Raw genomic sequence first — 17,796 nt, 5'->3', positions numbered from 1 at the left:
GATACTCCACGGACTGGTTTTGGACTTGTTTATAAATGATCGTTCGTTTATAAATAAGAGTCAAGATGCCTCGACCGAAGACGCAGACCGACGCCGATGTTCTGGATGCCGCGCACCGCCTTCTCCATGCGGAAGGACCTGAAGCGCTGACCTTTGCGCGGCTCGCCTTTTATTGCGGCCTCGCGCCAGCCACGCTGGTGCAGCGTTTCAAAAGCAAGGACGGGCTGAAGCAGGCCGCCTTGCTCCATGCCTGGGATAAGTTCGACGCCCGCACCGCCGAGCTCGCCCGGCAAGTGCCCAAGACGCCCGCCGGCGCGATCAAGCTCCTCTCCGCTTTGTCCGGAGGCTATGGTGGCATCGAAGCCTATGCCAGAGGGCTTCTCGTCTTGCGCGAGGATCTGAGCGATCCGGTCTTGCGCGCGCGCGGAGCTGCCTGGCGACGCGCGCTTTCGAAGGCGCTCGATCAGTGTTTCGCCTCGAGTGCCGGGGTGCCTAAGGATATGGGACTCCTCACCGCATCGCATTGGCAAGGTTCATTGCTCTGGTGGGGTTTCGAGCCGACGGATGATGTACGGCGTTATGTGGAAGCGAGCCTCAAGCGTTTCATCGCGGCGATGTTGAGGGACTAGGCTTTAGGCAGCTTCTGCTTCAGCTCGAAGAAGCCGGCCCAGGCGTCGCGTCGGCGATGGCTGAGACGCTGGCGCAGATTGTCGATGCTGAAATGATTGGCGCGGATCCCGGTCTCGAGCTCGCTCCAGGTCAATGGCACCGACACTGCCGCGCCTTTGCGGGCGCGGGTCGAATAGGCGGCGACCGCGGTGGCGCCGCGCCCATTGCGCAGATAGTCGACGAAGATGCGGCCCTTGCGGCGGGCCTTGGTCATCACCGCCAGATATTTGCGCGGCGTATCTGTCGCCATCGCCTCGGCGAGCTTGCGGGTGAAGTCCTTCGCTCTGTCCCAGTCGGCCGCGGGTGAGATTGGCGCCACCACATGCAGGCCCTTGCCGCCTGTCGTCTTGACGAAGCTTTCGAGGCGCAGCTTTTTGAGCCGCTCGCGCACTTCGAAGGCACCTTCGATCACCTCTTCCCAGGCGACGTCCTCGCCCGGATCGAGATCGAAAATGATCCGGTCCGGCTTTTCCAGCGTTTCGACGCGCGAGCCCCAGGGATGGATTTCCAGCACATTTGCCTGCACCAGGGCGATGAGGCCGTCGAGATCGCGAATGGCGAGCATCGGCTCGGCCTCGCCAATATCGACAGGCAGCAGCGACTTGTCGGCGCCATCCCAGATGTGTTTGGCATAGAAGCAGGACTTGCCGACGCCGCCGGGACAGCGCACCAGGCTCAGGACGCGCCCGGTGATATGCGGCAGGATCCACTCCGCGATGTCGGTGTAGAATTCGGCAAGGCCTTGCTTGGTGATGCCGTCCTCGGGCCACAGAATGCGGTCGGGATGGGTGAGCTTGACGTCGCTTGTCACCGTTTTACCCCCTCTGTTCGTCTGCTCCTGCGGGATCTCCAGCTTCACGTCTTTGGGCGCCTTGTCCTCGCGCAGGCCCTTGAAGGCGGCCTGGCGTAAGAGCTTGTCCGGGCTCCAGCCACGGAATTGAATGTCGGCGACGAGCCTCGGCTCGACCCAGCGCACATTCTGCAGCGACTGCTTGTCCACCGGGCGCTTGAATTTGGGCTGCTCTGTTTCGATCGTGGCCAGTCCGCTTCTGAGCGCCAGCGCCGTTTCGTCGGTGAAGCCGGTGCCGGCGCGTCCGGCATGGACCAGTTCCTTGCCGTCATAGAACCCTAAGACCAGCGAGCCCACCGCCTGTCGCGATGTCGTCGAGGGGACATAGCCGATAATGACGAATTCCTGACCGAGCGCGCATTTGCTCTTGATCCAGCTGTCGCCGCGGCCGCTGCGATAGGGGGCATCGGCGCGCTTGGAGAGCAGACCTTCAAGTCCCATCTGGCAGGCATGGGCGAAGATGGTGCGGCTGTCGCCCTCGTCCATATGGGCGCTGTAGCGCAAAGGCAGCGAGCCCGGCACGGCCCGCAGAATCTCTTCGAGCGCTGCCTTGCGATCCGCCAGCGCCACGCCGGCGAGATTGACGCCTTCGCAATAGAGAAGGTCGAACATAAAATAGACGAGGCGGTCGCGCCGGCCGCTTTTGAGATCGGTCTGCAGCGCGGTGAAGGTGGAGATGCCGCTGTCTTCCTGGGCGACGATCTCGCCATCGAGCAGGGCCGAGCTTACCGGCAATTGCGCCAACGCCTTGGCGATGGTGGGGAAGCGCTTGGTCCAGTCGAGGCCGGTGCGGGTGAGCAGTTTCACTTTGCCGCCATCGAGCCTCGCCTGCATGCGATAGCCGTCATGTTTGATTTCATGCAGCCAGCCTTTGCCTTGTGGCGGCCCGTCGCGTTCCTCGGCGAGGGCCGGCTCGACAAAGACCGGCAATATGCTCTTCCTGGCCCCCTTTAGCTTGCTATAGGCCGAAGCTTTCGCGCCGCTGGCGCGTCTTATCTTTTCACGCGCTTTGTGGTCGGGGCGGATTTGCTGGCGCTCCGCCAGATCCTCATTGGTGAGGCCGGAAATGACGGATGTGAGCTCGGTTGCCGCCGGCTCGAGATCGCCGGCACCCAGTGAATAGTCGTCTTCGCCCTTGAACAGCAGCCATTGCTCCTGGCGCTCGCCGGGCCTGCGTTTCATGCGCACGAAATGCCAATGGCCTTTCAGCCTCTCGCCATTGAGCGCGAAAATGAGCTTGCCGTTCTTCAGGCCCTCGCGCGGATCGCCATCGGCGAGCCAGGTGCCCCGGTCCCACACGATCATCGTGCCGCCGCCATATTCGCCCTTGGGGATGACGCCTTCCCAGGTGAGATAATCGAGCGGGTGGTCCTCGGTCTCGACCGCCAGCCGTTTGACGCCCGGCACCATGCTGATGCCCTTGGCGACGGCCCAGCTTTTCAGCACGCCGTCGAGCTCGAGCCGCAGATCGAAATGCAGACGGCGCGCTTCATGGCGCTGCACGGCGAAGCGCCACTCGTTCCTGGGGCCGATTTTGGCGGGAGGTTCCGGCGTCTTGCTGAAATCGCGTTTGGCGCGATAGGTCGCGAGACGGCCTGTGGATTTTTTGGGCGTCTTGGCTGCAGAGCGTTGCGCCGGCATTCAGCGGTCTAACGGCGTCCGCCGCTGGCCTTCTTCTTCGCCGCCGATTTGTCGCCGCCGTTCTTCGGCGCGCCGCCGGCCGTCTTCGCCGGCTTGTCGTCCGTCACGCTGCGCCGCAGCGCGTCCATGAGGTCGACGACATTGGCGCCGCTCGGCCGCTCTTCCGCCGTGGCGACGATCTTGCGGCCTTTGGCCTTTTCGCGCACCAGCTCCTGAAGCGCGATGGCATAATGGTTTTTATAGTGCTCGGGTTTGAACTCCGTGGCCTTGCGGCCGATGAGCTCGCCCGCCAGGGTCACCATTTCCGCATCGAGCTTCTTATCCGGCAAGTCGGAGAAATACTGACCCGCCGCCCTGATCTCGTTGGCGTAGCGCATCACATGCATGCCGAGGCCCTTGTCCAGGGGGCCGACGGCGACGAGATATTCGCGTCCCGACATGGTCACCTGGCCGACGCCGAGCTTGCCGCTCTTCTTGAGCGCGTCGCGGATCACGAGATAGCCTTCGACCGAATGCTCATCGGTCGGCACGATGTAATAGGGACGTTCGAAATAACGTGGATCGATTTCCTGGGTGTCGACGAAGAGCTGTAGATCGAGCGTCTTCTTGCTTTCGAGCTTGATCGCCTCGAGCTCTTCCGGTTCGAGCATCACATAGGTGTCTTCGTCGATCTCATAGGCCTTGACGATGTCGGCATTGTCGATCGGACCCAGGCCCTTTACCGTCTTGGTATAGTTGATCCGCTGGCCGGTCGGCTTATGAATCTGATTGAATTTGATCTCGGAGGTCGAATCGACCGCGTTGTAGACGGCCACACCGATGGAGACGAGCGAGAGCCTGAGGAAGCCTTTCCAATAGGCGCGGCCGGGAACTGCCATGATACTCACCACTGACCAACTGACTTCTAATTAAAGTGTATCCTGTGCACCCTGGTTCCTCTACGGAAACAAACCGAAAACACACTAGGCGGTTACTAAATTCAATCCACAACATATGGGTGGATGGAACTTGCCTGCCGCTGCGACATTGAATTCGCGAAACGGAGATGCGACCCTTATTTCAGAACGGCAGTCGAAAGGTTGAAGCGCCATGTCCCTGAACCGCCTCGCTCTATGCTGTGCTGCTCTCATTGTTTTTTCCGGTCTGCACGTGGCCCCCGCCAGCGCTGACCTGTTGGGCGATATCGGAACGGGCGTCCGCAAGACCGGCAAGGCGATCGAGCGCGGCGCCAAGAAAGCCGGGAAGGCAGTCAAGGAAGGCGCCGAGGATGCGGGGGAAGCGATCGGCCGTGGCGCCCGCAAGCTCGGCCGTGACCTCGAGCGCGGCTATTGCAATCTGACCTCCGACCGCGATTGCCGTGTCAATGCCAGGGTCGGCCGCGACAAGCAGGGCCCCTACACCTATGACCCCAAGAACCCATCCAAGAAATATCGCGGCGATGAAACCGATCCGGCGCAGACGGACCGCGACAAGCAGCTGAGCGGCTTCGCTGCCTATGTGAAGAACAAGGACCTGACCGAGGCCGAGATCGATGACCGCGACGTGCACGGCTTCCGTCGCTTCCTCGCGCCCAACGCAAAACTGGGCGTAGCCTATCCCGATGCGCAGAAGGCACTGAAGGCGCCGACCAAGTCGGGCGAGATTCGTCCGTGCTGCCAGAAAGGTGGCGGCGGCCCGTTCCTCACCGACCGGCTCGATAAGTCCAAGCTCTTCTTTGCCGGCGGCACCGAATATCTCACCAAGGTCGACGAGCCGGTCTATGCGCCACTGACTGGTTGGGTGGAGAAGGAAGAGGATCCGCGCAATAATTTTGCAGGGCTCGTCCTGCGCGACGACAAGGGATACCGGGCAACGGTGTCGTTCCTGCGCCTGACGCCCGAGATCGAGCAGGCCCTCAAATCCAATACCCGTTACACGGTGAAGGCGGGCGAAACCGTCATCGGCCATGCGCAGGATCTGCATCCGGCCTATCCGCCGGAAGTGCCGAACCATGTCTATGTGACGATGTCCGATCCGAAGGGCGATCTGATCGATCCGGCCGGCAAGATCACGCTGAAGCGGGTGCCGAAGTCGATTCCGGCGAAGGCGCCCACCACCGCGGCGAAGCCCTGATCATCACTGCAACCACTGATCGCTCTTGCCAAGAGACGGCAAAGCCGCTCTTTTGAGATGGGGGTCGGCTAGAGGCAGATAAGATGACAACGCTGCGTTCGAGCTGCGTCAGTCGTCGGGGATTTCTGATTGGCGCATCCGCTCTGTTGAGTAATGTGGTCGGGGGCTCGGTTCCTCCGGCCTGGGCAAAATCGCCATCCGCGACAGCCATTGCCGCTCTGCTCCGGAAATATAAAGTTCCCGCCGTGAGCTTCGCGACTTTCGACCGCGACGGCCTCGTGCTCTGTGCCGCTCATGGGCGACGGCAGGCGGATAGCGCGAAAATCACGACCGAGACACGCTTCCAGGCCGCTTCGCTCAGCAAGACGGTCAATGCGCTTTGTGTGTTAAGTCTGGTGCGCGACGGCAGGATCAGCCTGGACGATCCGGTGAACAAGCGCCTGTCCGGCTGGCGATTGACCGGTAAGGATGCGGAGAATGTCACGATCAGAATGCTGCTCTCCCATACGGGGGGAACGACGATAGCTGGATTTCCGGGCTATCAGCGAGACGACGTCATTCCGCGGCTGGACGAGGTCCTCGATGGTGTCAGGCCGGCGAATACCCGGCGGATCGAAGTGATCGCGCCGGTGGGACAATATCGATATTCGGGCGGTGGCGTCGTCGTCCTTCAGAAGCTCATCACGGAAATCGAAGCGGCGCCCTATGAGGAGACCGTGGCGCGGCGTGTTCTCGAACCGCTCGGCATGTCGAACTCCTCGATGCGGCAACCTTTGCAGTCGATCAAGGGCAAGCTGGCCTCCGGTCACACGATCGATGGCGATGTCATTCGCATGGATTATTTCATCTATCCCGAGATGGCGGCGGCCGGCCTGTGGACGACGCCCGGCGATCTGGCCCGCATGTTGATGGCGATGCTCGATTCCGCCGAGGGTAAGGAAGGGGCCTTTATCCCGAGGACTCTCGCCATTGAAATGATGACATCGGTGCAGAACGGTGCCGGACTCGGAGTCTTCATCAATTCCAAAGGGCTGATCCATCACGACGGCGCCAATTGGGGCTTTCGCGCCGTCTATTTCGTCGACCCTAAGTCCCGACGCGGCAAGATCGTGATGGCGAACGGCCAACGTGGCGACATGGTCTATAATGATTTGCTGAAGCGTCTTTGACCATCTTGCCAAACCGCCACAAAGCCGGTTTGCTGGCATTTGATCGAGTTCCAGGGACAGGCGGGATATCATGACATGGCAGCGGTTGGGCCGCGCGAGCAGGCGTGGCTTTCTGGTCGGCGGATCGGCCTGGATGGGTGCCATGAGTTTTGGCGCACTGTCGCCGGCCTCGGCGGCGAAGTCGCCGGGCCGCGGGGACGTCGAGGCGTTGCTGCGGAAATATCGCGTTCCCGCGGTGAGCGTTGCGGCTTTCGAAGGCGATGAGATCACCCTCGAGGCAGCCTATGGCCACCAGAAGGCCGGAGGCGATCCCGCAACGCCCGAAACGCGATTCCAGGCCGCATCGATCAGCAAGACGGCCAATGCGCTCTGTGTGCTGAGCCTGGCGCGTGACGGCAAGCTGGATCTGGACGAGCCGGTGAACCGGCGCCTCACCAGCTGGCAGGTCACCGGCAACGGTGCGGATAAGGTCACTGCCCGCATGCTGCTGTCGCATACCGGTGGTACGACGGTGCATGGCTTCGCCGGCTATGAGCGCGACGACGTCATTCCCTCGGTGATCGATATTCTGAACGGGCAAGGGGCGGCGAATTCGCAACCCATCGTCGTCGATACGCCGCCAGGAAGAAAGTTCCGCTATTCGGGGGGCGGCATAACGATCCTGCAGCGGCTGATTCTGGATATCGAGACGACCTCCTATCACGAGGTCGTCGCGCAGCGTGTGCTGCAGCCGCTCGGCATGTCAAATTCGTCCATGCAGCAGCCGCGCCAGCCGCTGTCCGGCAAGCTGGCCTTCGGACATACCGACAAGGGCGAGACTGTCCGCATGGACTATCACATTTACCCTGAGATGGCGGCGGCTGGCCTGTGGACGACACCCGGCGATCTGGCCCGCATGCTGATGGCGCTGGTGGGAGCCGCCGCGGGCCAGGACGGTGCATTCCTGCCCAAGAAGCTGGCGCGCCAGATGATCACGCCGGTCAAGAGCGGTGCGGGCTTGGGCGTCTTCATCGACAATGCCGGCATGATCAATCACAGCGGCGTCAACTGGGGCTTCCGCGCCATCTATGTCGCCAACCCGCGCAAGCGGCGGGGCAAGATCGTCATGTCGAATGGCGAGAACGGCGAGGCTTTGAACAATGCGATACTGAAGCGAATCTAGACGAACTCAATTCCTGCCCGGCCATCAGCACCGGCAATCGAATTTGCCTTGGCAACTGAAACTCGTATACACGGGACAGATGCGCCATTAGTTCGAGTTTCGGCTGACAATTGATGATCCGAGTTCCCTCTGCTTCCGTTGATCCGGCTCCATCCTTGGGTTCCAGCGCTTGCGACCGGGAGCCTATCCATATCCCCGGTTCCATTCAGCCCCACGGCCTTCTGTTGATTGCGGATTCCGCGACATCGCGCATCATTGGCGGTGCGGGACAGATCGAGGACAGGCTGGCCCGCGACTGGCTGGATCAGCCGCTCGAAAGTGTAATAGGCCGGGAGGGAGTAGTCACGCTGAATGCACCGGCGCAGCAAGTGCTTGCCTCCTACCAGCTCGCGGAAATAGCGGGCAGAAGCGAGCGTTTTGCGCTCTCCTGCCATCGTGCCGCGGGTCTGCTTCTGGTCGAGCTCGAACCTGTCGATGAGAACAGGGGAGCACTGACGCCGACGCTCGACTGGCTGGACCAGAGCGGTGCTGCATTCGAGGCTGCCGAGGACCTGACCTCGCTGTGCGCCGTGGCAGCGAAGATTTTCCGGACTCTGACTGGTTTCGACCGCGTGATGGTCTACAGATTCCTCGAAGATGGCACCGGTACAGTGGTCGGGGAAGCGCGTGATCCCGGGCTGTCGACCTTTCTCAATCATCGTTTTCCCGCGTCGGACATTCCCGCTCAGGCGAGAGCGCTTTATGTCCGCAATCGCGTACGCTGCATCCCCGATGTGAATTATCTGCCACAACCCTTGCGGCCCGCTTCCGCGGATCTTGCCGCGCTCGATTTGAGTGACGTGGCGTTGCGAAGTGTTTCTCCCATTCACGTTCAGTATCTCCGCAACATGAAACTCGCCGCTTCGGCGTCCGTTTCGATCGTGATAGACGGAGTCCTGTGGGGGCTGATCGCTTGCCATCATCTGACGCCGCGCCGTCTTGGCTATGAGACGCGATTGATCGCGCGCACCCTGGCGGGTGGCTTGGCCCGGCAGATCAAGGCCAAGCAGGAGGCCAGCAATCATCGTCAGATGACGCGACTGAGGCAGGAACAGGATGATCTGGCCGCGCTGATCTCCGACAGGTCCTCACTGGCGGCATTCCTCGCCGAGGCGGGGCCAAAGCTTCGTGCAATACTTGGTGCATCGGGGTTGGCGATATGTATCGGCTCGGTGGTTCATCGCTTCGATGCTGTGCCTCCGGATGATTTCATCCGGGCGCTTGTCGTCTGGTTGCGCGAAACTGACGTGCCGCTTTTCGGTAACCGCGAGCTCCGGGTGGAATTTCCCGCGGCGACGGCGTATCAGGAGATCGCCAGCGGCCTCGTTGCCTTTTCACTGCCGGCAAACCACGATATCTGGCTGCTTTGGTTCCGACCTGAGCTGCTTGAGGAGGTGAACTGGGCCGGTAACCCGCATAAAGCAGGACCGGGAAATCCTTCAATCCCCTTGTCACCCCGCGCATCCTTCGAATCCTGGAAAGAGATTGAACGCGGCCGTTCCGAGCCTTGGACCGAAGCGGAGATGTCCGCGGCTGCCCGTTTGCGGCAGATGTTGAACGAGGCTCATCAGCAGGAAATGCTGCGGCGCCTGGTCACCGATAAGGACTATCTCATCGGGGAGATCAATCACCGGGTCCAGAACAGCTTGCAACTGGTTTCCGCCTATCTGAACTTGCAGATGCGCTCGACCGAAAATGCGGAAGTCTCGGTGCATCTTTCCGAGGCACAGCGCCGGATCGTTGCGGTCGGTCTGGTTCATAAGCGGCTTTACAAGGATGATCAGCCGCAGACAGTGAATCTGGCTCAACATCTTGCCGAATTGTGCAACGAGCTCAAGACCTCGATGGGCGCGGAATGGAGCGATCAGTTTGCCTTGGAACTGAACCATGTGGGCGTTCCCGCAACACACGCTGTTTCCTTGGGACTCGTTCTGACGGAGCTTATCATAAACGCGCAGAAATACGCCTATGAGGGCGCGGCAGGTCCCATCAATATTGTCCTGTCCGCCGACGCCGTGGCTTACTGGCTGGTCGTATCGGACCAGGGCAAGGGCAGGCGCGAGGCGGTCGGACAGGGGTTCGGCTCGCGCATGATCGAGGCATTGGTTCAACGTGTTTCGGGCAAGCTCGAATTTTACGACAACAATCCGGGCCTCCGCACCGTCATCACCGTGCCGCGCCCGGCACCGTGACCACCGCCGCTTCGGCGAAGAGATGGAAGCCCGCTTCCGCGCCCGCAAGCATGTCTTCAATCGCTCCTGTGTGTTCATTGGCGAACTGATCGCAGGCAGCCAGCAGCCGCCGCCATTCGCCGGGATGATGCCCGTCTTCCAAGAAGCGTGTTGGAAGATCGTCGGCAACTGCGCGAAGCAACAGTCGTCCGCCAAGCCGCGAGCCTTCCGTGACATAGAGGAGCCCATGGGCTCGCGCAGGTGACGACAAGAGATCAATGCTGAGTGGAACCGGAAGCGGGATACCCAGGGAGCGTAGGTCAGTCGCCACAAGGTCGGCGCGTTGGCGCCAGGTCGGAAGAGCGGGAAAAGCCTTCAGTGCCTTCTCGGCTGCAGCAACGGCTCGGTACTGCGCTTGAAGAAACTCTCCATAAGACCCGCAAGTTCCGAGGTCATAACGGGAATAGAGAGCGTCCACAGCCTCATGTTGGCCGCGGGTCCGCGCGCGCAGCTGAGCGGCGGCGGGCTCTCGGCTTATGTCATTAGTTAAGTCCATGAAATAGATCCCGGCTGGGCCTCATTAACGCGATGAGTCTCGATCGGCAATCACGATCTGAGATCATCTCAATCCTGCCGCATCTCGAAATCGCCGGCTTGCGGCGGCGCGATCGGTGTGAAAAGGCTGCGATCCGGCTTGAGATCGAGAAGCGGTGTGTCATCGAGACAATCCAGCCCTTGGACCTTGAGCACCGCGCCTTGCCGCTCCACCAGCCTGACGATCGAGGTGCCGATCGGATTGGGGCGCGCCGGTGAGCGCAAGGCGAAGGTCCCGCGCGCGCTGCCATCATTGGCGGGGCTTTGCCGCACGAGGTCGCGGCGCGACAGATGCAGCCAGTAGAGAACTTCCAGACGCTCGAAGTGCTCAATCCCGTCAAGCGCTTGCTCCCAGGGTGGGAAGATCGTCATGCTGCAGACCGGCCCATCGGGCCGGCCTTGCCGCGGACAGGTTAGGCGCGACGTCCAGGGCGTATTGATGCGCCCGATGAAAGTCACGCCGGCATCCGTTCGGGATGGAAAGTCGATGGTGGTTTCACCCGCACGAATCTCGTTCTCGCGCACCATATGCGTCAGCAGCCTCCACTCTGTTCCGATAGGCCGGCCGACCGTAAGGCGGTGACGACCTTCTCGAATTTTGCCGGATCGCGATAGGGCTGCGACATGCGTATCTCGGTCAGGCCGAAATCGAGGGAGTGTCTGCGCAGCTCCTTGATCATGTCCGCCGCTTCCCTCTGCCGCTCCTGAAAGGCGAAGATCGTTGCCATGAGCGCATAAGCGAAGGGTTCGTTCGGCTCTTGCCGTAGATATAGCTCGCCATGTTCATGAGCTGCAGGAAAATTGCCCGCCCACAGATGGCTCCAGGCCAGATAGTAGGTGTACCAGGACGGATATTGCGGACAAAGCCGGATCGCAATCTTGAGCGTTGCTATCGATTTCTCATATTCGCCGGCATACATGTAAATCATGGCGAGGAAGCCGACGGAGTGAGCATCGCTGGGTGACAGGCTGACGGCCTGTTCGGCGAGCTCCAGGGCCTGGTCATGCTGGCTTCTGAGCGACGCTATTCCGCTTCTGAGCATATAGGCCGGGCCGAGATCAGGATTGAGGGCGACAACCCTAGCGGCATCTTTCTCGGCGAGCTGAAGCGAATATTCCGGATCGACCGCCTTGTTGAAGCGGGCATCCCACCAGAACGTCATGCCATGCAGGATGAGCGCGCCGGTATAATTCGGGTCGATGAGAGTTGCCTCTTCGAGCAATTTGCGGGCATTGAGATTATCGGCTCGGTTGAAGCGCAGAAAAGCATCGCGCGCAGCGACCATCTTCTCCCAGGCTTGCAGATTCTGCGTCTGCCCCTCCCACAGCCTGGCCATGTCACCGCTGGTGAGCTTGACCTGCATTGCGAGCGCGATGGCCTGGGTGATCTGGTCCTGAACGGCGAAGATGTCGATGAGATCACCCTCGTAACGCTCGCTCCAGACGTGTTTCCCGGACTGATTATCGATCAGATGCGCCGTCACCCTGATGCGGTTGCCGGCGGCGCGCAGACTGCCTTCGAGCTTGAAGCGCGCTTCCTTGTCGGGTGAGTCTGGTCTGCTGCTGGAGATGACGAACAGATCGCTGATCTTCGACAGCGCGGCGATGATATCCAGCGTCAGACCTTCGGCGAAGAAACCGTGCTCGCGATCGCTCGACAGATTGGCGAAAGGGAGGACGGTGACCGAGGGCTTGTCGGGGAGCGCGTGACTGGCTTTGAAATCGGCCCGCGCGGGAGTTTCGCGCCGGCGCGCCTTTATCGCGCGCATGAGCGTTTCGGTCTCGACATCGGGCTTGACGCCGAGCTGATTTGCCAGCTCACGCTCGCAGCGCTCATATTGCGCCAGCGCAGCGTCGGGCCTTCCCTGCGCCGCATAGAGGCGCATCAGCATCCGGTGGACATGCTCCTGCAACGGATCGAGCTGCAGGAGCTTCAGTCCGTGGGTGATCGCTTCTTCGGTCCTTCCGGCGCCCTCTGCCGATTTTGCCAGCCGTGTGTATATCGTCGCGACAAGCAAGCGAAAGCGTTCGCGCTCGCTGACGAGCCACTGGTCGAAGGGAAGCTCATCGATCGCCAGGCCCTCAAGAAAGTCACCGCCATAGAGCGCGGTAGTGGCGCGGAGGAGGCTGTCGTCATCGCTCTTTGCGGCAAGCTCAAGGGCCATGGTGTCGAGCCACGCGGCACCGGCCTTCCATGCCACAGATTCCTTGTTGGCGATCAGCGCATCTGCCGCCTCGCCCAGCGCCGCGCGTAGCTCCGAAAGAGACTGCCGCAGGCTGGCGCGCGCCTGCGCCTCACCGCGCTCTCCCCACAACAGGCCGGTGAGGACGGTGCGGGCCATATCGACGCCCTCACGCTGCACTAGATAGGCGAGGAGCGCCCGGACCTTCTTGGCGGCAAGGGTTACGGCCTGGCCGTCGACGTGGACCGTCATCGGTCCCAGAAGCCGGATTTCGACGCCGGTCCCTGAGGGCTCGAAGTGCTGATTTTGCGGTGCTTTGACGGTGCTCATGACGGTTGCCTGACGGCCGCTTCCTACCCTGCTCTGAGTAGAGGAGGCAAGTTCATGCATGACGTCAACCCAATGGGTCCGCTGAGGCATCTGGAAGAGCTGGAAAGAAGGGCCGTATCGCGGTTGCGGGCGGCGCGGGCAAAACCTGCGAGGCAGGCCCGGCTATGGCCATTGATCCTGGTTCTGGTGACGCGTATGCGGGCGGCGATCGCGCGGAAGATGCCGGCCGGCTGATCAGGCGTCGGCTGATCCGGAGACGACGGCGGGAAGCCCGGCAACTTCGTCGTCGCTGAAGACGCGGCTGCGGGTCAGGAAACGAAAGCCTTCCGGCGCCTCGAGCGAAAAGCCCGAGCCCCGCCCTTTGACCACATCGATGATGAGCTGCGTGTGTTGCCAATATTCGAACTGCGCGGCGCTCATATAGAAGGGCGAGCCGCCGATGGTTCCAAGCTTCACATCGCTGCCGCCGACACGGAATTCGCCCAGGGGGTAACACATCGGTGCCGACCCGTCGCAGCAGCCGCCCGACTGATGGAACATCAACGGTCCATGCCTGTCCTTGAGCATGCCGATGAGATCGAGGGCCGCCTCGGTGGCGAGAACACGTTCGATCGTGTGCGCTTTCATGGCGGCCCTCTCCTTCGATCAGTATTTCAGCGCAAGACTTGTCAGAAGAAACCCAGCGCCTTCGGGCTGTAGCTCACCAGCATGTTTTTGGTCTGCTGATAGTGATCGAGCATCATCTTATGCGTCTCGCGTCCGATGCCCGACTGCTTGTAGCCGCCGAAGGCCGCATGCGAGGGATAAAGGTGATAGCAGTTGGTCCACACGCGCCCGGCCTGGATGGCGCGGCCGAAGCGATAGGCGCGGTTGATGTCGCGTGTCCATACCGCCGCACCGAGTCCGTAAAGCGTGTCATTGGCGATGGCGAGCGCTTCCTCGGGCGTATCGAAGGTCGTGACCGAGACGACAGGTCCGAAGATCTCCTCCTGGAAGATGCGCATCTTGTTGGTGCCCTCGAAGACCGTCGGATGCACGTAATAGCCATCCTTCAACTCGCCCTCGAGGAGGTTGCGCTCGCCGCCGGCGAGGACCTTCGCCCCTTCCTTCCGGCCGATGTCGAAATAGGACAGGATCTTCTCGAGCTGGTCATTGGAGGCTTGCGCGCCGATCATCGTCGAGGCGTCGAGCGGATGGCCCTGCTTGATCTTCTTGACCCGTGCCAGTGCCTTTTCCATGAACTTGTCATAGATCGACTTCTGGACGAGCGCGCGGCTCGGGCAGGTGCATACCTCGCCCTGATTGAGGGCGAACATGGTGAAGCCCTCCAGCGCCTTGTCGACGAAATCGTCGTTCTCGGCCATCACGTCGGCGAAGAAGATGTTGGGCGATTTGCCGCCGAGCTCGAGCGTCACCGGAATGATGTTCTCGGACGCATATTGCATGATGAGGCGGCCGGTCGTGGTTTCACCCGTGAAGGCGACCTTGGCGATGCGCTTGTTCTGGGCCAGGGGCTTGCCGGCCTCGATGCCGAAGCCGTTGACGATGTTGATGACGCCGGGCGGGAAGATGTCGGCGATGAGCTCCATCAACACCATGATGCCCATCGGCGTCTGCTCGGCGGGCTTCAGGATGACGCAATTGCCGGCGGCGATTGCCGGGGCGAGCTTCCAGGTCGCCATCAGGATCGGGAAATTCCAGGGAATGATCTGCCCGACCACGCCCAAGGGCTCGTGGAAGTGATAGGCGACGGTGTCGTCGTCGATTTCCGACAGCGCCCCCTCCTGGGCGCGGATGCAGGCGGCGAAATAACGGAAGTGATCGACCACCAGCGGCAAATCGGCATGGGTCGTCTCGCGGATCGGCTTGCCATTGTCGATCGATTCCACCAGCGCCAGGAGGCCGAGACGGCTTTCGACCACATCGGCGACCTTGTTGAGGAGCTTGGCCCGCTCGGCGGGCGCGGTCTTGCCCCATTTCTCGCGCGCTTTATGCGCGGCGTCGACGGCAAGCTCGATATCCTCGGCGGTCGAGCGCGCAATATCGCAGACCTTCTTGCCGGTAATCGGGCTGATATTCTCGAAATATTGGCCTTTGACCGGGGCCACCCATTTGCCGCCGATGAAATTCTCGTAGCGCGGCCGGATGGCGACGGTTTTTTCAATCTCTTTAAGGGCTTGGGCGAGCATAGCGGGACCTCCCATGGTTTCTGCCGTTTCGACGTTATACCCCGTCGGGAATGACGACAAGGCGACGTTAGTCCCAATTGAAAATAACGAAGCCATAAAACAGAACAGAGTGTGATTGGTGCGATTTGGTCTGGACCTGGCACGAACTTCGCAGGATTATGACGCCAAGGAGCACCAATTGGCCAATCTGAGTATCCGCATTGACTTTGACCCGGAACATCGACTGGGGCCTGGCAAGATTCAGTTGCTCGAGCAGATCGCTTCGCTGGGTTCCATTGCCGCCAGCGGTCGCGCGCTCGGCATGTCCTATCGGCGCGCCTGGGAGCTGATTGACGAGCTGAATTCAATCTTTGGTGAACCCGTCGTCATTCCGAGAAGCGGCGGCAAGAAGGGCGGAGGCGCCGCCTTGACGCCTTTGGGGCTCACCATCATCTCGCGCTACCGCGCCATCGAGCGTGCCGCAATGTCCGCAGCGGAAAGTCATGTCGCCGCACTCGATGCCGAGATCAACGGCAGGAGCAAACGCCAGAAACGTGCCTGATCGGCTTGCGGCCGCGCATTCGTTATGGTCTATTGGGCATAGCGAGTGCCCTGATGAGTAAAACCCAGACCGTTGCGAATTTCACCTCTTGCGAAGTCTCTGGCGATGGCGAGGCCATCCGTCTGTCCTATTGCGACGATGCCGGCGCCACCCGTGATCTCAATATCTCGGCCGAGCAGGCAGGCGCCTTGGCCATGACCTTGCCGCGTTTGCTTAGCGCCGCTTTGCGGGCGCGCAGCCGTGATCCCAATCTCAGATTCGTCTTCCCGCTCGCCGAGTGCAATCTCGAGGCGGCGGCGGGCAGTTCGCATCGGATCTTGTCCTTGCGCACCCCCGATGGCTTCGAGGTCAGCTTTTCGCTCTCGCAGGAGGCGCTGGCCGAGATGAGCGAGTTGATCGATCTCGGCGCTGAACCGGCGGGCGGGCGCGGCGCCATGCACTGAAATTGCGAACAGGGCGGATCTATCCGTTCCTGTTTGTTTGCCTATCGTTATTGTCATTTGACTATAACGCATCGTCCACATGATCCGAAAGGGAGGTTGTCATGAATATCGCCGTCCGTAAGCCGCTTCTGGGATCCGCGCTGAGCGGGTTCCTGGGCCAGAACCGCAAGATCCTGATCGATGGCAAATGGGTCCAGGCCCAGAACGGCCAGACCTTCGAGGTCGAGGATCCCGCCACTCAGGAAATCATCGCCCATGTGCCCTTGGGCGACAAAGCCGATATCGATCTGGCGGTCGCCGCTGCGCGCCGCGCTTTCGATAGCGGACCCTGGTCGCGCATGTCGCCCGGCGAGCGTTCGCGCATCGTCTGGAAGCTTGGCGACCTGTTAGAGAAATATGCCGATGAATTCGCCGAGCTCGAGGCGCTCGACAATGGCAAGCCGGTGACCAATGCCCGCAAGGGCGACGTCCAGGGCTCGATCGAGATGTTCCGCTATATGGCGGGCTGGGCGACGCGCCTCAATGGCGAGACTATCCAGGTGTCGAGCCCGGGCAACTGGCATGCCTATACGCTACGCGAGCCGGTCGGTGTCGTCGGCCAGATCATCCCGTGGAATTTCCCGCTGATGATGGCGGCCTGGAAGCTGGCGCCGGCGCTGGCCTCGGGCTGCACCATCGTGCTCAAGCCCGCCGAGCAGACGCCGCTGTCGGCGCTGCGTTTCGGTGAACTGATCCAGGAGGCGGGTATTCCGGATGGTGTCGTCAATATCGTCACCGGCTTCGGCGAGACGGCGGGCGCAGCTCTGGCCGCGCATCCCGATGTCGACAAGGTCGCCTTCACCGGCTCGACCGAGGTGGGCAAGATCATCGTGCGGGCGGCTGCCGGCAATCTCAAGCGTGTGTCGCTCGAGCTCGGCGGCAAGTCGCCGGCCATCGTCTTCCCCGATGCCGATCTCGATCTCGCCATCGCTGGCACGGCGGATGCGATCTTCTACAATCAGGGTCAGTGCTGCACCGCCGGCTCCAGGCTCTTCGCCCACAAGTCGGTCTATGACAAGGTCGTGGCCGGCGTCGCCGCGGCGGCGGGCAAGCTCAAGATCGGCCATGGCCTCGATCCCACCGTCAATCTGGGGCCGCTCGTCTCCAAGGAGCAGCATGACCGGGTCAAAGGCTTCCTCGATTCCGGCCGCAAGGAAGGGGCCGAGGTGGTGACCGGTGGCAAGATCGCCGGCAATCAGGGCTATTTCGTCGAGCCGACGGTGCTCGCCAAGACCAACCGCGACATGCGGGTGGTGCGCGAGGAAATCTTCGGGCCGGTGGTCTGCGTCCAGTCCTTCGACGACGACAGCCTCGAAGCGGTGGCCAAATTCGCCAACGATACTGAATATGGACTGCAGGCAAGCGTGTGGACCCGCAATCTCAAGACGGCCCATATGATGGCGCGCAAGATCAAGGCCGGCACCATCTGCATCAACACCCATAATTACGGCGATCCGGCCTGGCCCTTCGGCGGTTACAAGCAGTCGGGCTGGGGCCGCGAGATGGGCAAGGAGGTCATGGAGCATTACACCGAGACCAAGTCGGTGGCCGCCAGACTGTAACGCTGCTTGCTGCGCGCCGGTTTGCGCAGTAACGTTGCAGGTCACGAATTCCGAAAAGTGCATGATGAATGGGAGGCCGATCCGGCCTCCCTCCTTTATTAA

General features: G+C 61.3%; 16 protein-coding genes. 9 read left to right on the top strand and 7 right to left on the bottom strand.

Annotated elements, in window-relative coordinates; genetic code table 11:
* The first annotated feature begins 65 nt into the window (after window positions 1-65).
* Window positions 66-629: a TetR/AcrR family transcriptional regulator gene (locus JHL16_RS28425; protein ID WP_200188258.1), complete on the top strand. Its 564-nt coding sequence runs from the start codon at window positions 66-68 to the stop codon at window positions 627-629.
* Here the strand turns inward: JHL16_RS28425 and ligD are convergent.
* On the bottom strand, window positions 626-3,160 hold the full coding sequence (ligD, locus tag JHL16_RS28420) for a DNA ligase D (protein WP_200188257.1): 2,535 nt from the start codon (window positions 3,158-3,160) through the stop codon (window positions 626-628). The genes JHL16_RS28425 and ligD overlap by 4 nt on opposite strands.
* A gap of 8 nt (window positions 3,161-3,168) precedes the next feature.
* Window positions 3,169-4,038, bottom strand: coding sequence for a non-homologous end joining protein Ku (ku, locus tag JHL16_RS28415; protein ID WP_200188256.1), 870 nt, complete (start codon window positions 4,036-4,038; stop codon window positions 3,169-3,171).
* A gap of 211 nt (window positions 4,039-4,249) precedes the next feature.
* Between ku and JHL16_RS28410 the strand changes: the two genes are divergently transcribed.
* From JHL16_RS28410 to JHL16_RS28395, 4 genes are all read left to right on the top strand, one after another.
* On the top strand, window positions 4,250-5,272 hold the full coding sequence (locus JHL16_RS28410; protein WP_200188255.1) for a hypothetical protein: 1,023 nt from the start codon (window positions 4,250-4,252) through the stop codon (window positions 5,270-5,272).
* An 83-nt stretch (window positions 5,273-5,355) separates the two neighbouring features.
* Window positions 5,356-6,441 carry a serine hydrolase domain-containing protein gene (locus JHL16_RS28405; protein WP_246771192.1) on the top strand — a complete coding sequence of 362 codons (1,086 nt, stop codon included), beginning with the start codon at window positions 5,356-5,358 and terminating at the stop codon, window positions 6,439-6,441.
* A 70-nt stretch (window positions 6,442-6,511) separates the two neighbouring features.
* Window positions 6,512-7,603 (top strand): serine hydrolase domain-containing protein, encoded by a 1,092-nt coding sequence (locus JHL16_RS28400; protein WP_200188253.1) that lies wholly within the window; start codon window positions 6,512-6,514, stop codon window positions 7,601-7,603.
* Window positions 7,604-7,758: 155 nt separating this feature from the next.
* On the top strand, window positions 7,759-9,834 hold the full coding sequence (locus JHL16_RS28395) for a histidine kinase dimerization/phosphoacceptor domain -containing protein (protein ID WP_200188252.1): 2,076 nt from the start codon (window positions 7,759-7,761) through the stop codon (window positions 9,832-9,834).
* Here the strand turns inward: JHL16_RS28395 and JHL16_RS28390 are convergent.
* The 3 genes from JHL16_RS28390 to JHL16_RS28380 form a co-directional block, all read right to left on the bottom strand.
* Window positions 9,809-10,291, bottom strand: a complete 483-nt coding sequence (locus tag JHL16_RS28390; RefSeq protein ID WP_210346100.1) for a biliverdin-producing heme oxygenase — start codon at window positions 10,289-10,291, stop codon at window positions 9,809-9,811. The two genes, JHL16_RS28395 and JHL16_RS28390, sit on opposite strands and share 26 nt — an antisense overlap.
* A gap of 146 nt (window positions 10,292-10,437) precedes the next feature.
* Window positions 10,438-10,935: a tRNA (N6-threonylcarbamoyladenosine(37)-N6)-methyltransferase TrmO gene (tsaA, locus tag JHL16_RS28385; RefSeq protein WP_200188250.1), complete on the bottom strand. Its 498-nt coding sequence runs from the start codon at window positions 10,933-10,935 to the stop codon at window positions 10,438-10,440.
* A 5-nt stretch (window positions 10,936-10,940) separates the two neighbouring features.
* Complete coding sequence (locus JHL16_RS28380; RefSeq protein ID WP_200188249.1) at window positions 10,941-12,920, bottom strand: BTAD domain-containing putative transcriptional regulator; 1,980 nt, start codon at window positions 12,918-12,920, stop codon at window positions 10,941-10,943.
* Window positions 12,921-12,974: 54 nt separating this feature from the next.
* Between JHL16_RS28380 and JHL16_RS28375 the strand changes: the two genes are divergently transcribed.
* Window positions 12,975-13,154, top strand: coding sequence for a hypothetical protein (locus tag JHL16_RS28375; RefSeq protein WP_200188248.1), 180 nt, complete (start codon window positions 12,975-12,977; stop codon window positions 13,152-13,154).
* Here the strand turns inward: JHL16_RS28375 and JHL16_RS28370 are convergent, their stop codons facing one another.
* Both JHL16_RS28370 and adh read right to left on the bottom strand, forming a co-directional pair.
* Window positions 13,155-13,547: a DUF779 domain-containing protein gene (locus JHL16_RS28370; protein WP_200188247.1), complete on the bottom strand. Its 393-nt coding sequence runs from the start codon at window positions 13,545-13,547 to the stop codon at window positions 13,155-13,157.
* A 41-nt stretch (window positions 13,548-13,588) separates the two neighbouring features.
* Window positions 13,589-15,109, bottom strand: a complete 1,521-nt coding sequence (gene adh, locus JHL16_RS28365; RefSeq protein ID WP_200188246.1) for an aldehyde dehydrogenase — start codon at window positions 15,107-15,109, stop codon at window positions 13,589-13,591.
* Window positions 15,110-15,287: 178 nt separating this feature from the next.
* Between adh and JHL16_RS28360 the strand changes: the two genes are divergently transcribed.
* The 3 genes from JHL16_RS28360 (at window position 15,288) to JHL16_RS28350 (ending at window position 17,694) form a co-directional block, all read left to right on the top strand.
* Window positions 15,288-15,650, top strand: coding sequence for a winged helix-turn-helix domain-containing protein (locus JHL16_RS28360; protein WP_200188245.1), 363 nt, complete (start codon window positions 15,288-15,290; stop codon window positions 15,648-15,650).
* A 53-nt stretch (window positions 15,651-15,703) separates the two neighbouring features.
* Window positions 15,704-16,093 carry a hypothetical protein gene (locus JHL16_RS28355; protein ID WP_137853981.1) on the top strand — a complete coding sequence of 130 codons (390 nt, stop codon included), beginning with the start codon at window positions 15,704-15,706 and terminating at the stop codon, window positions 16,091-16,093.
* 101 nt (window positions 16,094-16,194) lie between these two features.
* On the top strand, window positions 16,195-17,694 hold the full coding sequence (locus JHL16_RS28350) for an aldehyde dehydrogenase family protein (protein ID WP_200188244.1): 1,500 nt from the start codon (window positions 16,195-16,197) through the stop codon (window positions 17,692-17,694).
* The last annotated feature ends 102 nt before the right edge of the window (window positions 17,695-17,796 follow it).

The sequence above is a fragment of the Taklimakanibacter albus genome (assembly GCF_016595235.1).
Taxonomy (GTDB): Bacteria; Pseudomonadota; Alphaproteobacteria; order Rhizobiales; family Aestuariivirgaceae; genus Taklimakanibacter; species Taklimakanibacter albus.
The sequence above is the reverse complement of the archived record's forward strand: the minus strand, read 5'-3'. Positions and strand labels throughout refer to the sequence as shown.

Excerpts from the sequence above, each read along its gene's own strand:
- JHL16_RS28425 (WP_200188258.1), top strand. The coding sequence starts at position 66 with ATGCCTCGACCGAAGACGCAGACCGACGCCGATGTTCTGGATGCCGCG.
- ligD (WP_200188257.1), bottom strand. The coding sequence starts at position 3,160 with ATGCCGGCGCAACGCTCTGCAGCCAAGACGCCCAAAAAATCCACAGGC.
- ku (WP_200188256.1), bottom strand. The coding sequence starts at position 4,038 with ATGGCAGTTCCCGGCCGCGCCTATTGGAAAGGCTTCCTCAGGCTCTCG.
- JHL16_RS28410 (WP_200188255.1), top strand. The coding sequence starts at position 4,250 with ATGTCCCTGAACCGCCTCGCTCTATGCTGTGCTGCTCTCATTGTTTTT.
- JHL16_RS28405 (WP_246771192.1), top strand. The coding sequence starts at position 5,356 with ATGACAACGCTGCGTTCGAGCTGCGTCAGTCGTCGGGGATTTCTGATT.
- JHL16_RS28400 (WP_200188253.1), top strand. The coding sequence starts at position 6,512 with ATGACATGGCAGCGGTTGGGCCGCGCGAGCAGGCGTGGCTTTCTGGTC.
- tsaA (WP_200188250.1), bottom strand. The coding sequence starts at position 10,935 with ATGGTGCGCGAGAACGAGATTCGTGCGGGTGAAACCACCATCGACTTT.
- JHL16_RS28380 (WP_200188249.1), bottom strand. The coding sequence starts at position 12,920 with ATGAGCACCGTCAAAGCACCGCAAAATCAGCACTTCGAGCCCTCAGGG.
- JHL16_RS28375 (WP_200188248.1), top strand. The coding sequence starts at position 12,975 with ATGCATGACGTCAACCCAATGGGTCCGCTGAGGCATCTGGAAGAGCTG.
- JHL16_RS28370 (WP_200188247.1), bottom strand. The coding sequence starts at position 13,547 with ATGAAAGCGCACACGATCGAACGTGTTCTCGCCACCGAGGCGGCCCTC.
- adh (WP_200188246.1), bottom strand. The coding sequence starts at position 15,109 with ATGCTCGCCCAAGCCCTTAAAGAGATTGAAAAAACCGTCGCCATCCGG.
- JHL16_RS28355 (WP_137853981.1), top strand. The coding sequence starts at position 15,704 with ATGAGTAAAACCCAGACCGTTGCGAATTTCACCTCTTGCGAAGTCTCT.
- JHL16_RS28350 (WP_200188244.1), top strand. The coding sequence starts at position 16,195 with ATGAATATCGCCGTCCGTAAGCCGCTTCTGGGATCCGCGCTGAGCGGG.